This window comes from Acinetobacter brisouii CIP 110357 (genome assembly GCF_000488275.1).
GTDB classification, from domain to species: Bacteria; Pseudomonadota; Gammaproteobacteria; order Pseudomonadales; family Moraxellaceae; genus Acinetobacter; species Acinetobacter brisouii.
In genome coordinates, this window is record NZ_KI530762.1 from 1957380 (window position 1) to 1973702 (window position 16323).

Here is a 16323-nt window from a genome sequence, read left to right on the forward strand (position 1 = left end):
TGAAGGGGATTTTTTATGAGTTTAAAACCAAGTAAAAATAAAATAATTGAATCTAATGATATTCAATGGGTATTAATCGAAGAAATTGCTAAAGGTGGAAATGGATCAATTTGGACAGCTTATGAACAGTCTACTCCGTCTAATATATGTGTATTTAAATTTTTACCTAAAACAAACCGTCAAATTGAATTTTCACGATTAAGAAGAGAATTTGAAGTCCATACCACTCTCTACCAATCTCAAGAAAAATATAGTGTATTGCCCATTTTTGATTATTCATTAAATGAAAATGATTACTCTTGGGTACGATTACCTTTAGCAAAAACATTTGATGAAGGTATTTCTGAAACAGCATTTTTACAAAAAATTCAGTTTCTTATTAAAATATGTAACGATATTAAAAACTTACATTCTAATAATTATTGTCACCGTGATATAAAGCCTAATAATCTTTTATTTTTAAACAATACATTATATTTAGCTGATTTTGGTTTAGTTACTGATCCACAGGAAACTACAGGGATTACTCCTCATGGAACACGTATGGGGAACTACCAAACAATTGCCCCTGAAATGCGAAAAACAGGTAAGGACTTAGAAACAGAAGATTATAAGAAATCAGACATCTATTCGCTTGGTGTAACAATTTGGATGATTTTAACCCAAGATGAACATGGATTTGATGGTGAGTATTCAATATCCCAACAAGAAAAATTAGAACAGATTTTATTTAAAGAAAAAATTATTCTAAATGATGTTCATACAATTATAGAAGGATGTACCAAAACTAATCCGACAGATCGAATAACATTAGATGAAATTATTTTTACACTAAACCAAGTAGAATCCTCACTACAAAATTATTCAAAGTACATAAATAGTAAATGGGAAGATGTATGTAATAAATTAAACCCTTACCAAGCTTCTAAAATCGAACTTACAGATATTCGAGCTATATATAATTTTCTGAATACATTTTATAGTTTTGAACCTGATTTACATCATGCTTTTTTCCCCGATGGTGGTGGACTTGATATTCATGGTATTGAACTACATGAGGTACAAGAACAAGAATTTATTATTATGAATATGAGTGGCTTTAAAACATGGATTAAGCCAAAAAGACTAATCTATCGAAATTTCTCAGCAGATATTTCGAATAATTACATATACTTGGAAAACCAAACAACACCCAATATTGAAAGTTATTCTCAATCAGAAACGTCTGAATACACTCTTATAAACAATCATTTTTTAACTGATTACAAACATTGGGAGTATAATTTATTCGAAGAACAACCGCTTTCGGAAAATTCATCAAGAATAACCTTTGTTCATAAAGGTAGTTTTTTATTTGTAAAAAATGATAGTTGGTATAATAAAATTAGCGCAACGTACGATGGTCGCCACAGTAAAAAATTTGTATGCTTTGAAGAATTTGATAATTATTTTTGTAGAAATTTCTTGAACTACTCAGAAATTCCTCAAACAAACACATTACCTTTTGAATTTAAATATGAACGATTAAATATTTCCCCCAAAGTAGACTTTTTATATCTAAATATACAAGAAATTCGTACCATTATTGATGGACTAAAATTTGAAAAATCCAATGATGAATTTGGAATAATTCCAAGCTCTGCCATTTTTGAACTTATGTTAAAACAAAACGAATTAGAAGCTAAAAATCAAATATTTTTACAAAATTATAGTATTGAAAAAATTAGAGAGTTTTGGTGCTTATTTAATTTAGGTAAAAAATATGGATGGACAATAGAAATGAGTGCTCAGTTCTATCATCAGTTTTATGAAAACTATGTCTCATATAATTGGGATAAGTTATCAGATAAAATTTCCTCAAGAAGTACAAGTGCACTTATCAACTTTATTAACAAAGCATTAAAAAACCTTAAACACACAGAGTTTTTGCCAGAGTTAATGCCTAATCCCATTCCTTAATTCGATAGTCTGAAATGCCCTCTCCTTTCAGGAGAGGGTTAGGGAGAGGTTATTTTTCCCATCAAAGCGCCCCATGCCCCAACAACATCTCCACCCCACTCACTTTTTTCATGTGTTTTAAACGCTCCTTTTCCCACTTCAACTGCTGCTTTAACTCAGCACAATCCGCATCTATGGCTTTATACACATCACTCATATGCACATGCTCGGCTTTCACCGTCTTCGCTAAATGAAAAGACTCTAAAATCTCACTAATTTGACTTTCAAGCTGCTGACTTTGTGCATCCAAAGCCAGTTGATAAAACTTTACTTGCTCAGGTGTGAGTTCTTTTGAAGTTACACCCTTGTTCTGCTCAAGCTGTAACTGCATTTTCAGCAAATAAAACAAATCCTGCTGTTCATAGGCATGACTTGCTTGCTGAAACAATTCAGTTTTCTGGGCTTTCTTAGTTTCATCTTGCTCACGGTCAGGGTGAATCATCGCGGCAATTTTTAAATACACGGTTTTGAGCGACTGTGCTGCCATTTGCTCGGCTTGCTCACGTTTTTGTTGCAGTCGTTGCTGCTTGGCTTGTTCGCGCGCCTGTTGCTGCTCGGCGGCATATTGCTCAAAGTCCTGCTCTATCTCAAACTCATCTTGTTGGGGAGTTTGCTGATTTTCTAGGCTGACATTCTGCGACTTTTTGCTTTTTTTAGCGTTCGATTGCGCTACAACTTGCTGATAAAACGTATTGATTTTAGCAACCTGAGTTTGCTGCTCAGCAGACAATGATTTGGAATGTTTTAATATTTTGTCCAGACTGGCAATTTTCTCATCGAGTTGCTGTATTTCGGCTTTGGAAAATTCGTGGCTGTGTAGCATGTTCCAAAGCTGCTGCATTTGCTGAAACAACACAGTATGTAGTTCGGCATAGACAGGGAAAAGTTTTTGGCGGGTATGCTGCTGAATCTCGGCTTGTGCATTTTTCCAACGAACAATGCTGATTTTTTGCTGTTCAATTTTGTCGATCAGTCGATTGAGCTTTTTCTGCTGCGGGGAAAATTCAGCTTTTTTCTGTATAGTTACTTTTAGATCAGAAGTCATCGCCAATCAAACTTGCAAAACCAGAACTATAGCAAGATTGCCAAGACAACGCAGTAGTATGACTCATTGTATTGGTTCATATCATTTCTTTATGGACGCTTCAAATGTCCCGATTACGATACCATTTTACGTCGTTTTAAGAGAAGATTTAAAATCCGTGAACACATTAACAATAAAAGTGCAATTCAGCATACCCAGCCATCGCTATACGAAAAAAATCACAAAGAGCATCGCTGCACATAAGATGTTAATCAAGCCTAACATTACGGGTAAATCTGTTCGATAACCAACAATCATTTCCGAAGGGTTTAACGACTTCAAAGCAACTTTATATTGGCGTATTGAAAAAAGGCTGATCACTACTGCCAAGAGGACAATCAATACAGAAAACCATTTGCTTAATGCAACTTTAGGCGAGTTTTGGGTCGATTCAAGCACGTGTATCAGCAAACTTGAGCGCTCCAATAAAAAACCAAACGCAATTAACCCCAAACTGCTTCTATTCCAAGCCAGTAAGGTGCGTTCTAAAGCTAAAAGCACACGTGGATCTTTTAAATCAGACATTTTATCCTTTGTTATATCTATAATTATGACTTATTTCACTTTATTCATTTCTAATATTCTTGTAAAGCGCCGCCGCCCTTTTCGCGAAGCATCTTCAATAAAGCACTATTTTTGTGCTTTTTTTCTGTTTTAGTGCAAAAACTGCTTTATATCGAGTCTTGGCTACTTTTGCATTGTTATCATTAGAATTTCCATCCAATCATTTCTATATTGGTGCAACAGGCATCGCTATACTTGTGCATATTTCCAAATTAGCACTATTTTTAAGCGATCATGATGCAAAATTTCGATATTTTATTTTTATTGCTCGGTGCTGTTCTGGTTCTTGCCATGCACGCTGGCTTTGCATTTCTAGAATTGGGTACAGTTCGACATAAAAATCAGGTCAATGCACTGAGTAAAATCTTGTCTGATTTTGCCATTTCTGCAATTGCTTATTTTTTTGTAGGTTACTACATCGCGTATGGTCAACATTTTTTCCATTCGGGTCAAATACTTGCAGAACAACATGGCTACAACCTAATGCGCTGTTTCTTTCTGCTGACATTTGCCGCTGCCATTCCAGCTATTATTTCAGGTGGGATTGCAGAGCGTGCAAAAATGCGCACACAAGCAATCGCCACTTTATTATTAGTCGGCTTAGTCTATCCATTTTTTGAAGGGCTCATCTGGAACGGCAATCTAGGCTTCCAAAACTGGTTACAACATACTTTTGGTGCGAGTTTTCATGACTTTGCAGGTTCAGTTGTTGTTCATGCCATGGGCGGCTGGATTGCCTTAGCTGCCGTGATTTTACTGGGCGCTCGTTATGGTCGCTACCGCAAAGATGGCGCGATTGCAGCTCACCCACCGTCTTCGATTCCATTTTTAGCACTCGGTTCATGGGTTTTAATGGTTGGCTGGTTTGGCTTTAACGTCATGAGCGCTCAGCGTTTAGATGCCATTTCAGGATTGGTTGCCATCAATTCACTCATGGCAATGGTTGGTGGCACAATTACCGCGAACTATATGGGTAAAAATGACCCGGGCTTCTTGCATAATGGTCCATTGGCAGGATTGGTTGCGATCTGTGCAGGGTCAGACATCGTGCATCCTGTCGGGGCACTATTGATTGGTGGGATTGCGGGAATAGTCTTTGTACAGCTATTTACCTATACCCAAAACAAACTCAGAGTCGATGATGTACTCGGTGTTTGGCCAATGCATGGTGTTTGTGGTGCACTTGGCGGCATTGCTGCAGGTGTTTTTGGGCAAACTGCTCTTGGTGGATTAGGTGGCGTATCTTTTATCGCACAGGTGATCGGTACACTACTGGCGATTGTGATTGCGCTGGCGGGTGGTTTTGGCGTCTATGGTTTACTTAAAGTCACCATGGGAATTCGCTTGACCCAAGAAGATGAATACCGCGGTGCGGATTTATCAATTCATAAAATTTCGGCAAATGCTGAAGAAAGTAAATTCTAAGTGTTTGGCAGGATGAACTTATTTTTAGGTTTATCCTGCCCTTTATTGTCAATCTAAAACAGAATATTTTAAAAGATATTCCTATACTTATTTTGCAAACTGAGCTACATTTTCATTCCAATTTGTTTTCGTATATCACCTAAATCAGGTGTCGTTTTTTGCATGCACAAATATCAAGAGTTCTTAGAGCATACTGCACCCACACAAAGTCAATCGATTCAACCCTATGTGATTGATGGTTTAAAAGTATGGCTCAAGAAGGCATCAAAACGTCATCCTTGGTGGCTCTACTTACCCGTGCAATGGCTTTCCAAATTGCTCAATATACAAATTTTAGCACCTGTGCCGAACTATGGTGGTGCAGATGCCATTCATTGTGAAGCAAAGCGTATTCGCCAACTCGAAAAAATTGGCGTTGCGGTTCCCAAAGTCCTTGCCGAATCCAATGCTGGATTGCTGATTCAAGATATTGCTAATCACGATCAGCAACTGATGCAACTTGATCACGCTCTGGCACGCGAATCTGACTTTAAAAAACGCAAGTCTTTGTTTGAAGTGACAATTCATGCTTTGAAACAGATCCACGCGCAAAATGGTTATTTAAGTGAGGCCTTCGCTCGTAATATTCTGATTGATAGCCAGCAAAATATTTCTTTTATTGACTTTGAAACTGACCCACGTACCATACTTGACCTTGAAATTTGTCAGGCGCGTGACTGGCTCTGCCTACTCTTTTCTACGGCATTTCGCTTCAATGAACAGGAACGCCCTGTGATGGAACAGTTGGTCAAGCAAGCACTCAAAGACCGTCAGGACATTTTATATCAACTCAGTAAAGTTGGGCGTCGTTTTGGATGGCTGAACAGCATCGGTGTAGAAAGAACAGGAAACGATGGTAAGCGCATGAAAATATTTTTGATTTTCTTAAAAAATCTCAACCCAAATTTATCATGAGTTCAGTGTTGGAAGGCGAATAGGCAGCTTGACCAAAACTCTTAAGCCGCCCAATTCTAAACTTTTGTCAAAGCTCAACGTTCCACCTACATGCTGAATCGCTTTTTGTACAATCGATAATCCTAGCCCACTCCCCACTTCCAGATGATGATGTACTCGATAAAATCGTTTGAGTACGTCTTCATACTGCTCTTGTGGAATCCCAGGGCCACTGTCTTCGATACAAATATACGCAACTTGCTGCTGCGGATCTGGATATACAGCAATATTAATCACGCCTTGTGTTGGAGTGTACTTAATGGCGTTATCAATCAGGTTATAAATAATCGAATGCACTGTCGGCTCATAACTTTGCAGAATAACTTCATCATTGCGTTCAAAGCCCAGATCAATGTCTTTTTCCATCGCCAGATTCATCAGCTGTTCGACACAATTTAATGCCACATCGTTTAAGCGAAATTTCTTCGACATTTCCAAAATATTGAGTGAGGCGTCCTGTTTGGCAAGTGCCAGTAACTGACTGACCAAATGTTGAATTCGCGCCAAGCCCTTACTTAAATTCAGCAATGCTGTATTTTCAGGAAAATCACGCAATAGAATTTTGGTTTGCAAATTCAATGCTGTAATCGGGGTGCGCAGTTCATGCGCAGCATCGGCAATAAACTGTTTCTGTTCCTGCTGAGTTTTAGAAATACGGTCAAACAAATAGTTAATTTCATGAATTGCAGGTAACAGTTCTATTGGATACTGTTCTTCCTGAATGTGAGTAAGCTCATTGGAATCGCGCTGTGCCAGTTCACTTTTCAAATCATCCAGTGGTTTCAAACTCCCCCGAATAATCCAGAAAATAATAAACAGCACAAATGGCATAATCAGAATATAAGGCAATACCATACTGCCCGCCAACTCTAACGCCAGAACCTGTCGGGTACGCTCATGCTGACTAACCTGAATTTGAAATTTCGGCGTTGGCAACACATAGGTATACCATGTGCCATTATCCGTTTCATGCTGATAAAAACCCGCCTTGCTAACTCGAGGGACAAGTAGCTGATTTGTTTTAGGTTGATTCACATCATCATACGACCAAATATCCATAAACAGCTCTTGACGCTCATATTCATGGTCAAGATTAAAACTGCTATGGGTACTTTTTAAATTAAATGTCGTCGCACGCGTTGCCAAGAACTGCATTTGGGTATCAAGTATTCGAGTCAGTTCTTTAATCGCAATATGATAAGTCGAAAACATCAAAATACATGCCATCACCACGCTCAGCAGCGATGTGAGAACAACCAGTTTTGACCCTAAAGACTTAGCTTTTTGCATTCTTGTATTTGAACTCAGTTATGCCCTAAACGGTAGCCCAAGCCACGGATCGTACGAATAAAATCTTTCCCGAGTTTGGCACGCAAATGGTGAATATAAACCTCAATGGTATTGCTAGAGACTTCACTATCAAAGTCATACAGCTTATCTTCCAAATTAGACTTGGAAAAGATCTTATTTGGATGGGTCATGAGTGGGGTTAAAATTGCCCATTCACGATTCGATAATTCAATGATTTGCCCATTGAGCTTGGCAATGTGCTGCTCGAGATCGAGCACCAAATCACCATTAATCAACACTTTATCATTGGTGTTTGTTTTTACACCAATACCCGCACGGCGCAATAACGCCTGAATACGCGCAAATAGCTCCTCAAATTCATAGGGCTTCACCAAATAATCGTCTGCACCTTGATTCAAACCATCCACACGATTTTCTAACTGATCCCGTGCCGAGATAATCAAAACTGGAATTTGTGTACGTTGGCGAATCTGCTTGAGAACCTGCATGCCATCCATCATCGGCAAGCCAAGATCAAGCAACACGATATCAAACGCTTGCTTAGACAATTCTGTCAGACCATCAACACCATTATTGACCCATTCAACATCAAAACCATGATATTTCAACAGGGTAATGGTGGACTCTGCGATCATAAAATCATCTTCAATTATTAAGATCTTCGACATTCGATGCACTCTAATTACAATTTACAGGTTGGCACACGACACCAACATATTTAATTCGGGGTGGATGACATAGCTGTCAATATCCAGCGACTTCAACAAAGTGGGAAGCATATGATCATGCTCACTTTTTGTTGCCGCTGTTATCACAAGCACACGACGTTGTTTCTGTGCCACTCTAGAAAAACCACATCATCCCGAAAATATGAATTTGCAGGAATGGCTCTAAAGTATATCGCGCACCATGCATATACAAACATTTTCAGCTGTGGCTCACTATAGTTCGATAATACCAAAAACCTGTTTGATACTTATCGCGATTAACGACAACATCAATCACTTCAAATATGATGAATATAAACAATACTATTATCATCACTATTGAGCAATTTTTCTCATTCACACTTCTACATCACCAGAATATTGCAATTTGAACTTATGTTGGGCAATCACTTCAATATGACTTGAAGCTCTATCTATATCTAATCGTTTGCATCCTGCGCCAAACCCGTTATTCAGAATAGAGGCTTAACTTCCGAGACTCACAAAACAATAAGTAAAGTGAAGATCATTTCAATCAACCACACTGCCTGCAATAATCAAGCCGATTACAATCCTTGTCTTTCTCCAGTCGACATCAAGTCTTTTTTCTTAATACATCATCGAAAATTATACCTATAGGTATAATCATCATAAAACTGAGTCACAGCAAATATATCCAAGAATAAGACAGTCGAGCATTTTCTATTCTACTATCCTAAAAATTTTTACTCCCTGCGGAATAATCAATCCTTAAAACGCAAACCAGCACGACTTCAAGCAGTTTAAGCTGATTGGCGAGAATTTGGCTTTAAACTGACCTGCAAATCAGCTTAGTTATTCTTCCGTATGGAAATTGCAATGTATAAGGACTAACTTAAAAAACACTTAAACAATAACTGTTAACATCTACCCTCGCTAAAGCAACAGAACTCTTCTTGTAAAATCTACACTCTCAGAAAAATATCTTTTCATCAAAATACTATCGCGCTGTGTTGATATTTCCATCGTGGAATGTAATAAATACGATACATCGTCATGTTCTTCTTCTAAAATCTGCTCTGCATTTGGAACTAGGCTATTAATTATTTTCAGCAGCATAAATACCAGTGAATGATATAAGTTTCATTAACTCCTTCGCCGCACGATCTCGTATTTCCACTAGAACACTGTTATTTATACCCAAAATATATATTCAAAACGGGTTTTACATTTTGATTGATAGCAGTTGCTTGGCACATAAATCAGTTAACAATAAATCAATACTGTATGATTCATCCACTGAGAACACTCGAATACAATGGGGCTTTTAAAATTAATTCAATTTTTGATTTTTATTCTTACTTCGAATATTTTCACACTTAAAATAGATCTGGTCTTTATTATCCAATACCTAGAAATGCAGGATCTAAAACCATGATTAAAACTATGCATAATTTTTTTGAATTTTAAAATACAAATTGTAGAGTTTCAGGGTAAAAGCAATCATGTAACCTAAAGTGACCATTTCAAACCTTGTGAATAGTCTAAAAAATCAAGTTACGTTCTGATTGGAAAATAGATTATGAGGTAATGCTGTATGCCCAACTCGCTATTTTTCTTCAAGTTATAGCGTATATAAGACCATAAGTTCAGTCACAAGAAATATATCCTTCAAACCAAGACCAGTCACTTATACCTTTGAGGCTAAACCAATAAATTTATGCACCCGAAAATAAAAAACCGCAGCCTTTCGGCTACGGTTTTAAAGCGTTACATCGTGTTCGTTAAATTAGAAGTTATAACGAGCCATCAAGCCTACACGAGAGTAATCACCCTTGTTGTCTACAAGCGCAGTTTTGCTTGCAAAAGTTTCACGTTGACCATAAGTGTATTCAACACCCAAATCTACGTCTTTAACAGGTGAGTAGAAGCTGTTAACAATAATGTTATACAAGTTCTTGTTCAAAGTTTGAGAAGCAGTTGTTTTTGCGTAGTTTGCATAAGTATTATCATTCTTATACCAGATTGCGCCAGCTGCTACAGTTGAACGGAATTTTGGTGACCATTTATGCGAGTAACCAAGCAAACCAGAATCGAACTCAGCTTCACCAATATAAAGATCTGTACCAACACGAGAAGCAACATATGCATCATTTTGGAAGAACATATAGCGGTTATCACCTTTTACGTGATAATAGTTCGCAAATACAGTATCGTTTGGTGTAAAGCTATATTTACCACCTACACCAACACCCCAACCCAACTTGGTTTCGTCAATGTTATAACCAGCATTAGTTGCTGCTGTTGCAGCAGAAATACGATTTTCATGCAACATACCATGAACTTGCAACAAACCTTTTTTATCAGCAGTAGCAATGTCATAACGTGCAGTTAACGCAGGTAAACGGTTACCGCCTGAAGATGTAGTAGTTGTTCCTGAAGCAAGTGCAGTACCAGCAGTACTTAACTTATCAACATCACCACCTTCCAACGCAACTAACACTTTTTGGTTAGCAGTGATTGGTTGAGTATAACGTACTTGAACATTACGTTTTGTACCACCACCCATTGCACCATTGTAGTCAACAGTTTCAGGCATAGTATCAACATTGACAAATGGAGATGTAGTTTGACCGACTAACCATTTACCCAAAGAAAGGTAAGCATGACGCACACGGAATGAACCATCGCCATTTGTGCTGCTGCTGCCCATAAAGTCAGCTTCGAGTTTACCAGTTAAGTCGCCATATTGTGTTGGACGAACAACATCAACTCCAAGACGTGAAGTTGCAGCAGTCACGTTCAGGTTATTTCGAGTACCATTTGCAGAATTTAAAGGTACTTTGTTGGTATTGTTGGTAATACTTGTAGTATCAGAGTTTCCACCTTTAGTGTCATAAGTGCTGTCTGCACGAACGCTACCATAAACTCTAAGCTGAGTTTGACCATCTGCAAGTGTGATCCAACCTGGTTTAGTGCTTGATGCTGTTGGTGCAACTGGCGCTGGTTTAGCTGCAGCAATTTGAGCTTGTTGTTGCAATTGAACTGCTTGTTGCTGTTGTTGGCTAGAAAGGCTTTGAACCATTTGCTGAAGTTCTGCAACTTGTGCTTTTAAGTCAGCAACTTGTTGTGTTGTTGTTGCTGCTTGAGCAGAACCCATTGCGCCCCACGCTAAAGCTGCGCTTACTGAAAGTGCTAATGTTTTTACCTTAACCACAGTATTCTCCATCCAATAAAAAACTTGTTGTTTTGAAAAGTATCGCTACTATTCCAAACTAAAGTAACAAAATTATGACAATCCCTTAATAAATTTAATCTTCCTTGCTTATTCAATATATTTCTATACAGCTTAAGTCGTAGAATTACACAAAAAATAACTTTAAATACTTTTTTTTCCAATACTCTGATCAAAAGAAAAATGTAATTTTTTAATTTTTTGTACATTTTTTAAACACTTACTCGTAATTAAAATCTTACCCCTGATTAATAAATGACAAATCCATCTAAAAAATCAATAATCATATTCTCGATACAACTCTACATATCACACTAAAACACTGCAAAAAAAGTAACAGCTACGCCTATGATTGAGAAAAATCATGACTAAAATGCATAAGGTGAAACTCTCTCAAGCTCCCCTGTCGTTAAAAATGCGCAAGTGAACGATTATTTTTCAACCGATCTACTACATATACCAAATGCTACGTGTAGTGGGATTAAAGGTAAAATTTACAATTTGTAAAACCATGATGGGCACATCAGTTTACAATGCGTTCTTGTCAAAATGGCATTCAACGATCAATATGCAAGCCAAAAATTTTCCGAATCTACCGCCCCAATTACCTGCACGTGGTACAGCACATAGTCGTGCTTGGTTTCGCCAATTGTTATTTTTACAAGGCTGGAGTTTTGAAGGAGAAATTCCTGACCTGCCCAAAGGGGTTGCGATTCTCATGCCGCATACCTCAAATTATGATGCTTGGTATGCTCTGATCGGGATTTTGGGTTTAGGGGTTAAAATATCAGTTTTAGGCAAGGCATCATTATTTAAAACACCGCTCAAACCATTACTTGAGCAAGTTGATGTCATTCCTATTCAGCGTAACAGCAAGAGTGGTTTTACTGAACAAGCTATTCAGATTATGCAATCCAGAGAAAAAATCTGGATTGGTCTGGCACCTGAAGGCACGCGTAAACACGCCCAAGACCTTAAAACTGGGTTTTACCGTATTGCTACAGGTGCAAATGTGCCGATTGTTATGTTTGCACTTGATTATCAAAAGAAAGTTTTACGCTGTTTGGGTGCGCTGCAACCAAGTGGTGACTACGAGCAGGATTTAGACAAAATATTAACTCACTACCAAGGGCAATTTTATCCAAAACGCCTTGAATGGCTGTCTGAACCCTTACGCAAACTTTTGTAAAAATACTGGTCAATATCTAAAAAATTTGCTGATATAAGCGCTCCCATTTTTTCATGCACATAACATTTGATTATATGATACTTAAAATAACACGCTGGTCCTGCATTGCCTTACTGGGTGCAGGACTACTGGGATGTGACACAACAGGTTCTAAAAAAACACTTCCAACACTTAAACCACGCGAACCCGTTATTGCAATTGCCCTAGGCGGTGGTGGAGCCAAGGGTTTTTCACATATTGGCGTGATTAAAGTACTCGAATCACACGGGATTAGACCCAAAATTGTCACAGGAACCAGTGCAGGCAGTTTTGTAGGTAGCCTATATGCCAGCGGCAAAACACCTTATCAATTACAACAACTGGCTTTTCAGCTCAAAGAGTCTGACTTACGTGATCTGACCTTTAACCGCCAAGGCGTGGTACTGGGACAAAAACTACAAGATTACGTTAATGCCAATGCTGGCAATAAGCCCATCCAGCAATTCCCGATCCGTTTTGCAGCCGTGGCAACACGTCTGGACAATGGCAAAAAAACCGAGTTTATTCGGGGCAATGTCGGTCAGGCTGTTCGCGCCTCTTGTAGTATTCCCAACGTATTTGTACCCGCAACCATTGCAGGCGTGAAATATGTCGACGGCGGATTAGTCAGCCCTATTCCCGTCAGTACCGCAAAAAGCATGGGCGCAGATATTGTGATTGCAGTTGATATTTCTGCACGCCCAAGTAAAACTGGTGCAGGTAACATGTTTGGCCTACTTGATCAAACCATTAACATTATGGGTCAACAAAGCATTCAACAGGAATTACAACAAGCGACTGTGGTGATTCAGCCTAAAGTCGGCAATTTGGGTGTGCTTGATTTGAGCTCCAGCCAAAATGCGATTTTAGAAGGCGAACAAGCGGCACAAGCGAAGATTCCTGCCATAGAAGCAGCAATTGCCAACTTTAAAAAATCACCTGCCGCTCTAAGGCCTGCTCCGCACCCGCGTTTCTAAAAACACCCAATAAACATATTTTTTAGCAATATCATCTGCTACATTAGTGAGTAACTAATGTGATTTTTGCACATAAAACCAATAAATAGAGACAACTTATGCAGATTGTGTTGGAACCTTGGCACTGGTTTGTTTTGGGCATTGGCTTGATGCTGATTGAACTGGTTATACCCACTTTTGCAGCGATTTGGTTTGGTCTCGCTGCGATCATGGTCAGTATTTTATATTGGATTTTTCCATGGATGGGCTTTGCTACCCAAGTCGTGACATGGACCATTTTATCAATTTTATGCACCATACTCTGGTTTAAATTTATTAAACCGTTATCGATTGATAAAACCAAGGCTGGCCTACCCCGTGAGGCGACCATTGGGCAAATTGGCATGGTCATTCAGACTGGACTTAATCATGAGCAAATCAAAGTCCGGTTTTCTTTACCAATACTCGGTGCAGATGAATGGGTATGCCGCACTGCATCCAGTGTACAGGTTGGTGATCGCGTGATTGTGACTGATATTTTAGGCAATGACCTGCTGGTACAACGCTATTCTTCAAATCCTTCTTCTCCACAACAAGGAAAATAATAATGAGCGCAAGTATTATTGTTTTAGCACTTCTTGCTTTTGTTGCAGTCACTATTTTTAAAGGTGTACGTATTGTTCCACAAGGCAACAAATGGATCGTGCAACGTTTAGGTAAATACCATACGACTCTTGGGCCAGGTTTAAGTATTATTATTCCGTATATTGATGATATTGCTTATAAAGTCACAACCAAAGATATTGTTCTCAACATTCCTTCTCAAGAAGTTATTACCCGTGACAATGCCGTTTTATTGATGAATGCTGTGGCATACATTAACCTGACCACGCCTGAAAAAGCAGTCTATGGTATTGAAAATTTTAATATCGCAATTCAAAACTTGGTGCAAACTTCCTTGCGTTCAATTGTTGGTGAAATGGATCTGGACGATGCCTTGTCGTCACGTGATCATATTAAAGCCAAGTTGAAAGCTGCAATTTCCGATGATATTGCCGACTGGGGCATTACCTTAAAAACGGTAGAAATTCAGGATATTCAACCATCTACGACGATGCAGGCTGCTATGGAAGCACAAGCTGCGGCAGAACGTCAGCGCCGTGCAACCGTCACCAAAGCCGATGGTGAAAAACAGGCTGCTATTTTAGAGGCGGATGGACGTTTAGAAGCGTCACGCCGTGATGCCGAAGCGCAAGTGGTTTTGGCAGAGGCTTCGCAAAAAGCGATTGCCATGGTGAGTTCAGCAATCGGCGATCAGGAAATTCCTGTATCTTATTTACTTGGTGAACAGTACATTAAAGCCATGCAGGATATGGCAAAATCCAACAATGCAAAAACTGTGGTACTACCAGCCGATGTGCTCAATACCATTCGTGGCATTATGGGACGTAATTTAAAGTAATTGATTTAAAAATAAAAAAAGCGGCTAAGCCGCTTTTTTTAATGTTGCCGCGCCAGTAAAAACTGGGTAATCGCATGCAATTGCTGTGCATCTTCCCCAAAATAACTCAAAGCTTGTAATGCCTGATCATGCAATTGCTGTGCATACGCTTGTGCGGCATCTAAACCTAAAAGCGCAGGATACGTTGATTTTTCAACTTCTAGATCTTTACCCGCCGTTTTACCCAAGACTTCAGTTTCAGCCGTGACATCTAAAATATCATCCTGTACCTGAAATGCCAGACCAATTGACTGTCCAAACTGACGTAACTGTGGAATAGCAGGATCTGTACCTTTAAAAATCGTCACCGCCGCCATCATGATTGCAGCCTGAATCAATGCACCTGTTTTGTTACGGTGAATATTTTCCAAGGCTTCTTGATTCACTTTTTTGCCTTCGGCTTGTAAATCAAGTACCTGACCGCAAACCATTTTCGAGCTAGCTGTTGCTAAAATCTGCATTTGCTTTAACACAATACCAGACTCAATCGCTACACCTGTATCAAACAAACGGCTGCCCAGCACTTCATATGCCATTGACTGCAACACATCACCTGCCAGTAAAGCCGTATCTTCCCCAAATGCAACATGGCACGTCGGTTGTCCACGGCGCAAAGAATCATTGTCCATACACGGCAAATCATCATGTGCCAACGAGTAACAATGGATCAATTCAACTGCAACTGCCGCACGACGTACTGCTGCCACATGCCTATGTGGTTGTAATGCCGCAGTTGCATAACAGAGTGCAGGTCGTACACGCTTCCCCCCCAACATCACAGCATGATATACCGCACCTTTTAAAGGCTCAGGCAGTGCAAAAGCATCTAATGCTTGTGTTAAATCCTGTTGAATTTGTTGCTGTGCAGATTTTAAAACGTCTGCAGATATTGATGCGATTATTGACACATCTGCCTCGAATATATTGAAATTACGCTTTTTTAACAAATTCTGATTTAAGCTTCATTGCGCCAATACCATTGATTTTACAGTCGATATTGTGACCATCACTCGCATCAGCAAGCAAACGGATGCCTTTCACTTTGGTACCCACTTTAACGACTAATGATGAGCCTTTGACTTTTAGATCTTTAATTACAGTGACGCTGTCACCATCTTGCAAGACTTGACCATGTGCATCGACAACTTGCTCAGCTTGTTCAGTGGCTACCTCGCCTTCTTTCCATTCATAAGAACATTCTGGGCAAATCAATAATTCACCATCGGCATAGGTATATTCAGATTGGCACTTTGGACAAGCAGGAATTGTCATATTAATCATCTCAAAATAAAAAGCATTATCACCTGATTGTTGTTTTTTTTCAAAAATATCTGAACGATCTCAGCAAAATACATCAGCCCGA

The 16323-nt window shown here is 39.0% G+C and carries 14 protein-coding genes; 7 read left to right on the forward strand and 7 right to left on the reverse strand.

Going from position 1 to position 16323, the window contains the following annotated elements; translation table 11 throughout:
• Nucleotides 1-15: 15 nt before the first annotated feature.
• Entirely contained in the window at nt 16-1959 is a 1944-nt protein-coding gene (locus P255_RS09430; protein WP_004899925.1) for a protein kinase domain-containing protein, read from the forward strand.
• A gap of 61 nt (nt 1960-2020) precedes the next feature.
• Here P255_RS09430 and P255_RS09435 read toward each other — a convergent pair whose 3' ends face one another.
• Nucleotides 2021-3043 (reverse strand): coiled-coil domain-containing protein, encoded by a 1023-nt coding sequence (locus tag P255_RS09435; RefSeq protein WP_004899923.1) that lies wholly within the window; start codon nt 3041-3043, stop codon nt 2021-2023.
• Nucleotides 3044-3247: 204 nt separating this feature from the next.
• A complete protein-coding gene (locus P255_RS09440) occupies nt 3248-3607 on the reverse strand; it encodes a YidH family protein (protein ID WP_004899922.1) in 360 nt (119 codons plus the stop codon).
• Nucleotides 3608-3883: 276 nt separating this feature from the next.
• On the opposite strand from P255_RS09440, the gene P255_RS09445 reads away from it, so the two are divergent.
• Nucleotides 3884-5071 (forward strand): ammonium transporter, encoded by a 1188-nt coding sequence (locus P255_RS09445; protein ID WP_035365165.1) that lies wholly within the window; start codon nt 3884-3886, stop codon nt 5069-5071.
• A 162-nt stretch (nt 5072-5233) separates the two neighbouring features.
• Nucleotides 5234-6025: a BUD32 family EKC/KEOPS complex subunit gene (locus P255_RS09450; RefSeq protein WP_004899917.1), complete on the forward strand. Its 792-nt coding sequence runs from the start codon at nt 5234-5236 to the stop codon at nt 6023-6025.
• Here the strand turns inward: P255_RS09450 and P255_RS09455 are convergent.
• The 3 genes from P255_RS09455 to P255_RS09470 form a co-directional block, all read right to left on the reverse strand.
• A complete protein-coding gene (locus P255_RS09455) occupies nt 6020-7354 on the reverse strand; it encodes an ATP-binding protein (protein WP_035365168.1) in 1335 nt (444 codons plus the stop codon). The genes P255_RS09450 and P255_RS09455 overlap by 6 nt on opposite strands.
• A 14-nt stretch (nt 7355-7368) precedes the next feature.
• The gene (locus P255_RS09460; RefSeq protein ID WP_004899913.1) at nt 7369-8043 is read right to left on the reverse strand and encodes a DNA-binding response regulator PmrA; all 675 of its coding nucleotides are present in this window, start codon (nt 8041-8043) and stop codon (nt 7369-7371) included.
• A gap of 1807 nt (nt 8044-9850) precedes the next feature.
• Entirely contained in the window at nt 9851-11278 is a 1428-nt protein-coding gene (locus tag P255_RS09470) for a DcaP family trimeric outer membrane transporter (protein ID WP_004899911.1), read from the reverse strand.
• 586 nt (nt 11279-11864) lie between these two features.
• Between P255_RS09470 and P255_RS09475 the strand changes: the two genes are divergently transcribed.
• The 4 genes from P255_RS09475 (at nt 11865) to P255_RS09490 (ending at nt 14921) form a co-directional block, all read left to right on the forward strand.
• Nucleotides 11865-12485 carry a 1-acyl-sn-glycerol-3-phosphate acyltransferase gene (locus P255_RS09475; RefSeq protein WP_035365353.1) on the forward strand — a complete coding sequence of 207 codons (621 nt, stop codon included), beginning with the start codon at nt 11865-11867 and terminating at the stop codon, nt 12483-12485.
• 74 nt (nt 12486-12559) lie between these two features.
• Entirely contained in the window at nt 12560-13480 is a 921-nt protein-coding gene (locus tag P255_RS09480) for a patatin-like phospholipase family protein (protein ID WP_035365172.1), read from the forward strand.
• A gap of 98 nt (nt 13481-13578) precedes the next feature.
• On the forward strand, nt 13579-14064 hold the full coding sequence (locus tag P255_RS09485; RefSeq protein WP_004899900.1) for an NfeD family protein: 486 nt from the start codon (nt 13579-13581) through the stop codon (nt 14062-14064).
• A 2-nt stretch (nt 14065-14066) separates the two neighbouring features.
• Nucleotides 14067-14921: an SPFH domain-containing protein gene (locus tag P255_RS09490; protein ID WP_004899899.1), complete on the forward strand. Its 855-nt coding sequence runs from the start codon at nt 14067-14069 to the stop codon at nt 14919-14921.
• 38 nt (nt 14922-14959) lie between these two features.
• On the opposite strand, the gene P255_RS09495 is transcribed toward P255_RS09490, so the two are convergent.
• Nucleotides 14960-15868, reverse strand: a complete 909-nt coding sequence (locus P255_RS09495; protein WP_004899898.1) for a polyprenyl synthetase family protein — start codon at nt 15866-15868, stop codon at nt 14960-14962.
• 22 nt (nt 15869-15890) lie between these two features.
• On the reverse strand, nt 15891-16232 hold the full coding sequence (locus tag P255_RS09500) for a zinc ribbon domain-containing protein YjdM (RefSeq protein ID WP_004899896.1): 342 nt from the start codon (nt 16230-16232) through the stop codon (nt 15891-15893).
• Between the last annotated feature and the right edge of the window lie 91 nt (nt 16233-16323).

What these genes read in the sequence shown, in the direction of transcription:
- P255_RS09430 (WP_004899925.1), top strand. Translation starts at nt 16, where the DNA reads ATGAGTTTAAAACCAAGTAAAAATAAAATAATTGAATCTAATGATATT.
- P255_RS09435 (WP_004899923.1), bottom strand. Translation starts at nt 3,043, where the DNA reads ATGACTTCTGATCTAAAAGTAACTATACAGAAAAAAGCTGAATTTTCC.
- P255_RS09440 (WP_004899922.1), bottom strand. Translation starts at nt 3,607, where the DNA reads ATGTCTGATTTAAAAGATCCACGTGTGCTTTTAGCTTTAGAACGCACC.
- P255_RS09445 (WP_035365165.1), top strand. Translation starts at nt 3,884, where the DNA reads ATGCAAAATTTCGATATTTTATTTTTATTGCTCGGTGCTGTTCTGGTT.
- P255_RS09450 (WP_004899917.1), top strand. Translation starts at nt 5,234, where the DNA reads ATGCACAAATATCAAGAGTTCTTAGAGCATACTGCACCCACACAAAGT.
- P255_RS09455 (WP_035365168.1), bottom strand. Translation starts at nt 7,354, where the DNA reads ATGCAAAAAGCTAAGTCTTTAGGGTCAAAACTGGTTGTTCTCACATCG.
- P255_RS09460 (WP_004899913.1), bottom strand. Translation starts at nt 8,043, where the DNA reads ATGTCGAAGATCTTAATAATTGAAGATGATTTTATGATCGCAGAGTCC.
- P255_RS09475 (WP_035365353.1), top strand. Translation starts at nt 11,865, where the DNA reads ATGCAAGCCAAAAATTTTCCGAATCTACCGCCCCAATTACCTGCACGT.
- P255_RS09480 (WP_035365172.1), top strand. Translation starts at nt 12,560, where the DNA reads ATGATACTTAAAATAACACGCTGGTCCTGCATTGCCTTACTGGGTGCA.
- P255_RS09485 (WP_004899900.1), top strand. Translation starts at nt 13,579, where the DNA reads ATGCAGATTGTGTTGGAACCTTGGCACTGGTTTGTTTTGGGCATTGGC.
- P255_RS09490 (WP_004899899.1), top strand. Translation starts at nt 14,067, where the DNA reads ATGAGCGCAAGTATTATTGTTTTAGCACTTCTTGCTTTTGTTGCAGTC.
- P255_RS09500 (WP_004899896.1), bottom strand. Translation starts at nt 16,232, where the DNA reads ATGACAATTCCTGCTTGTCCAAAGTGCCAATCTGAATATACCTATGCC.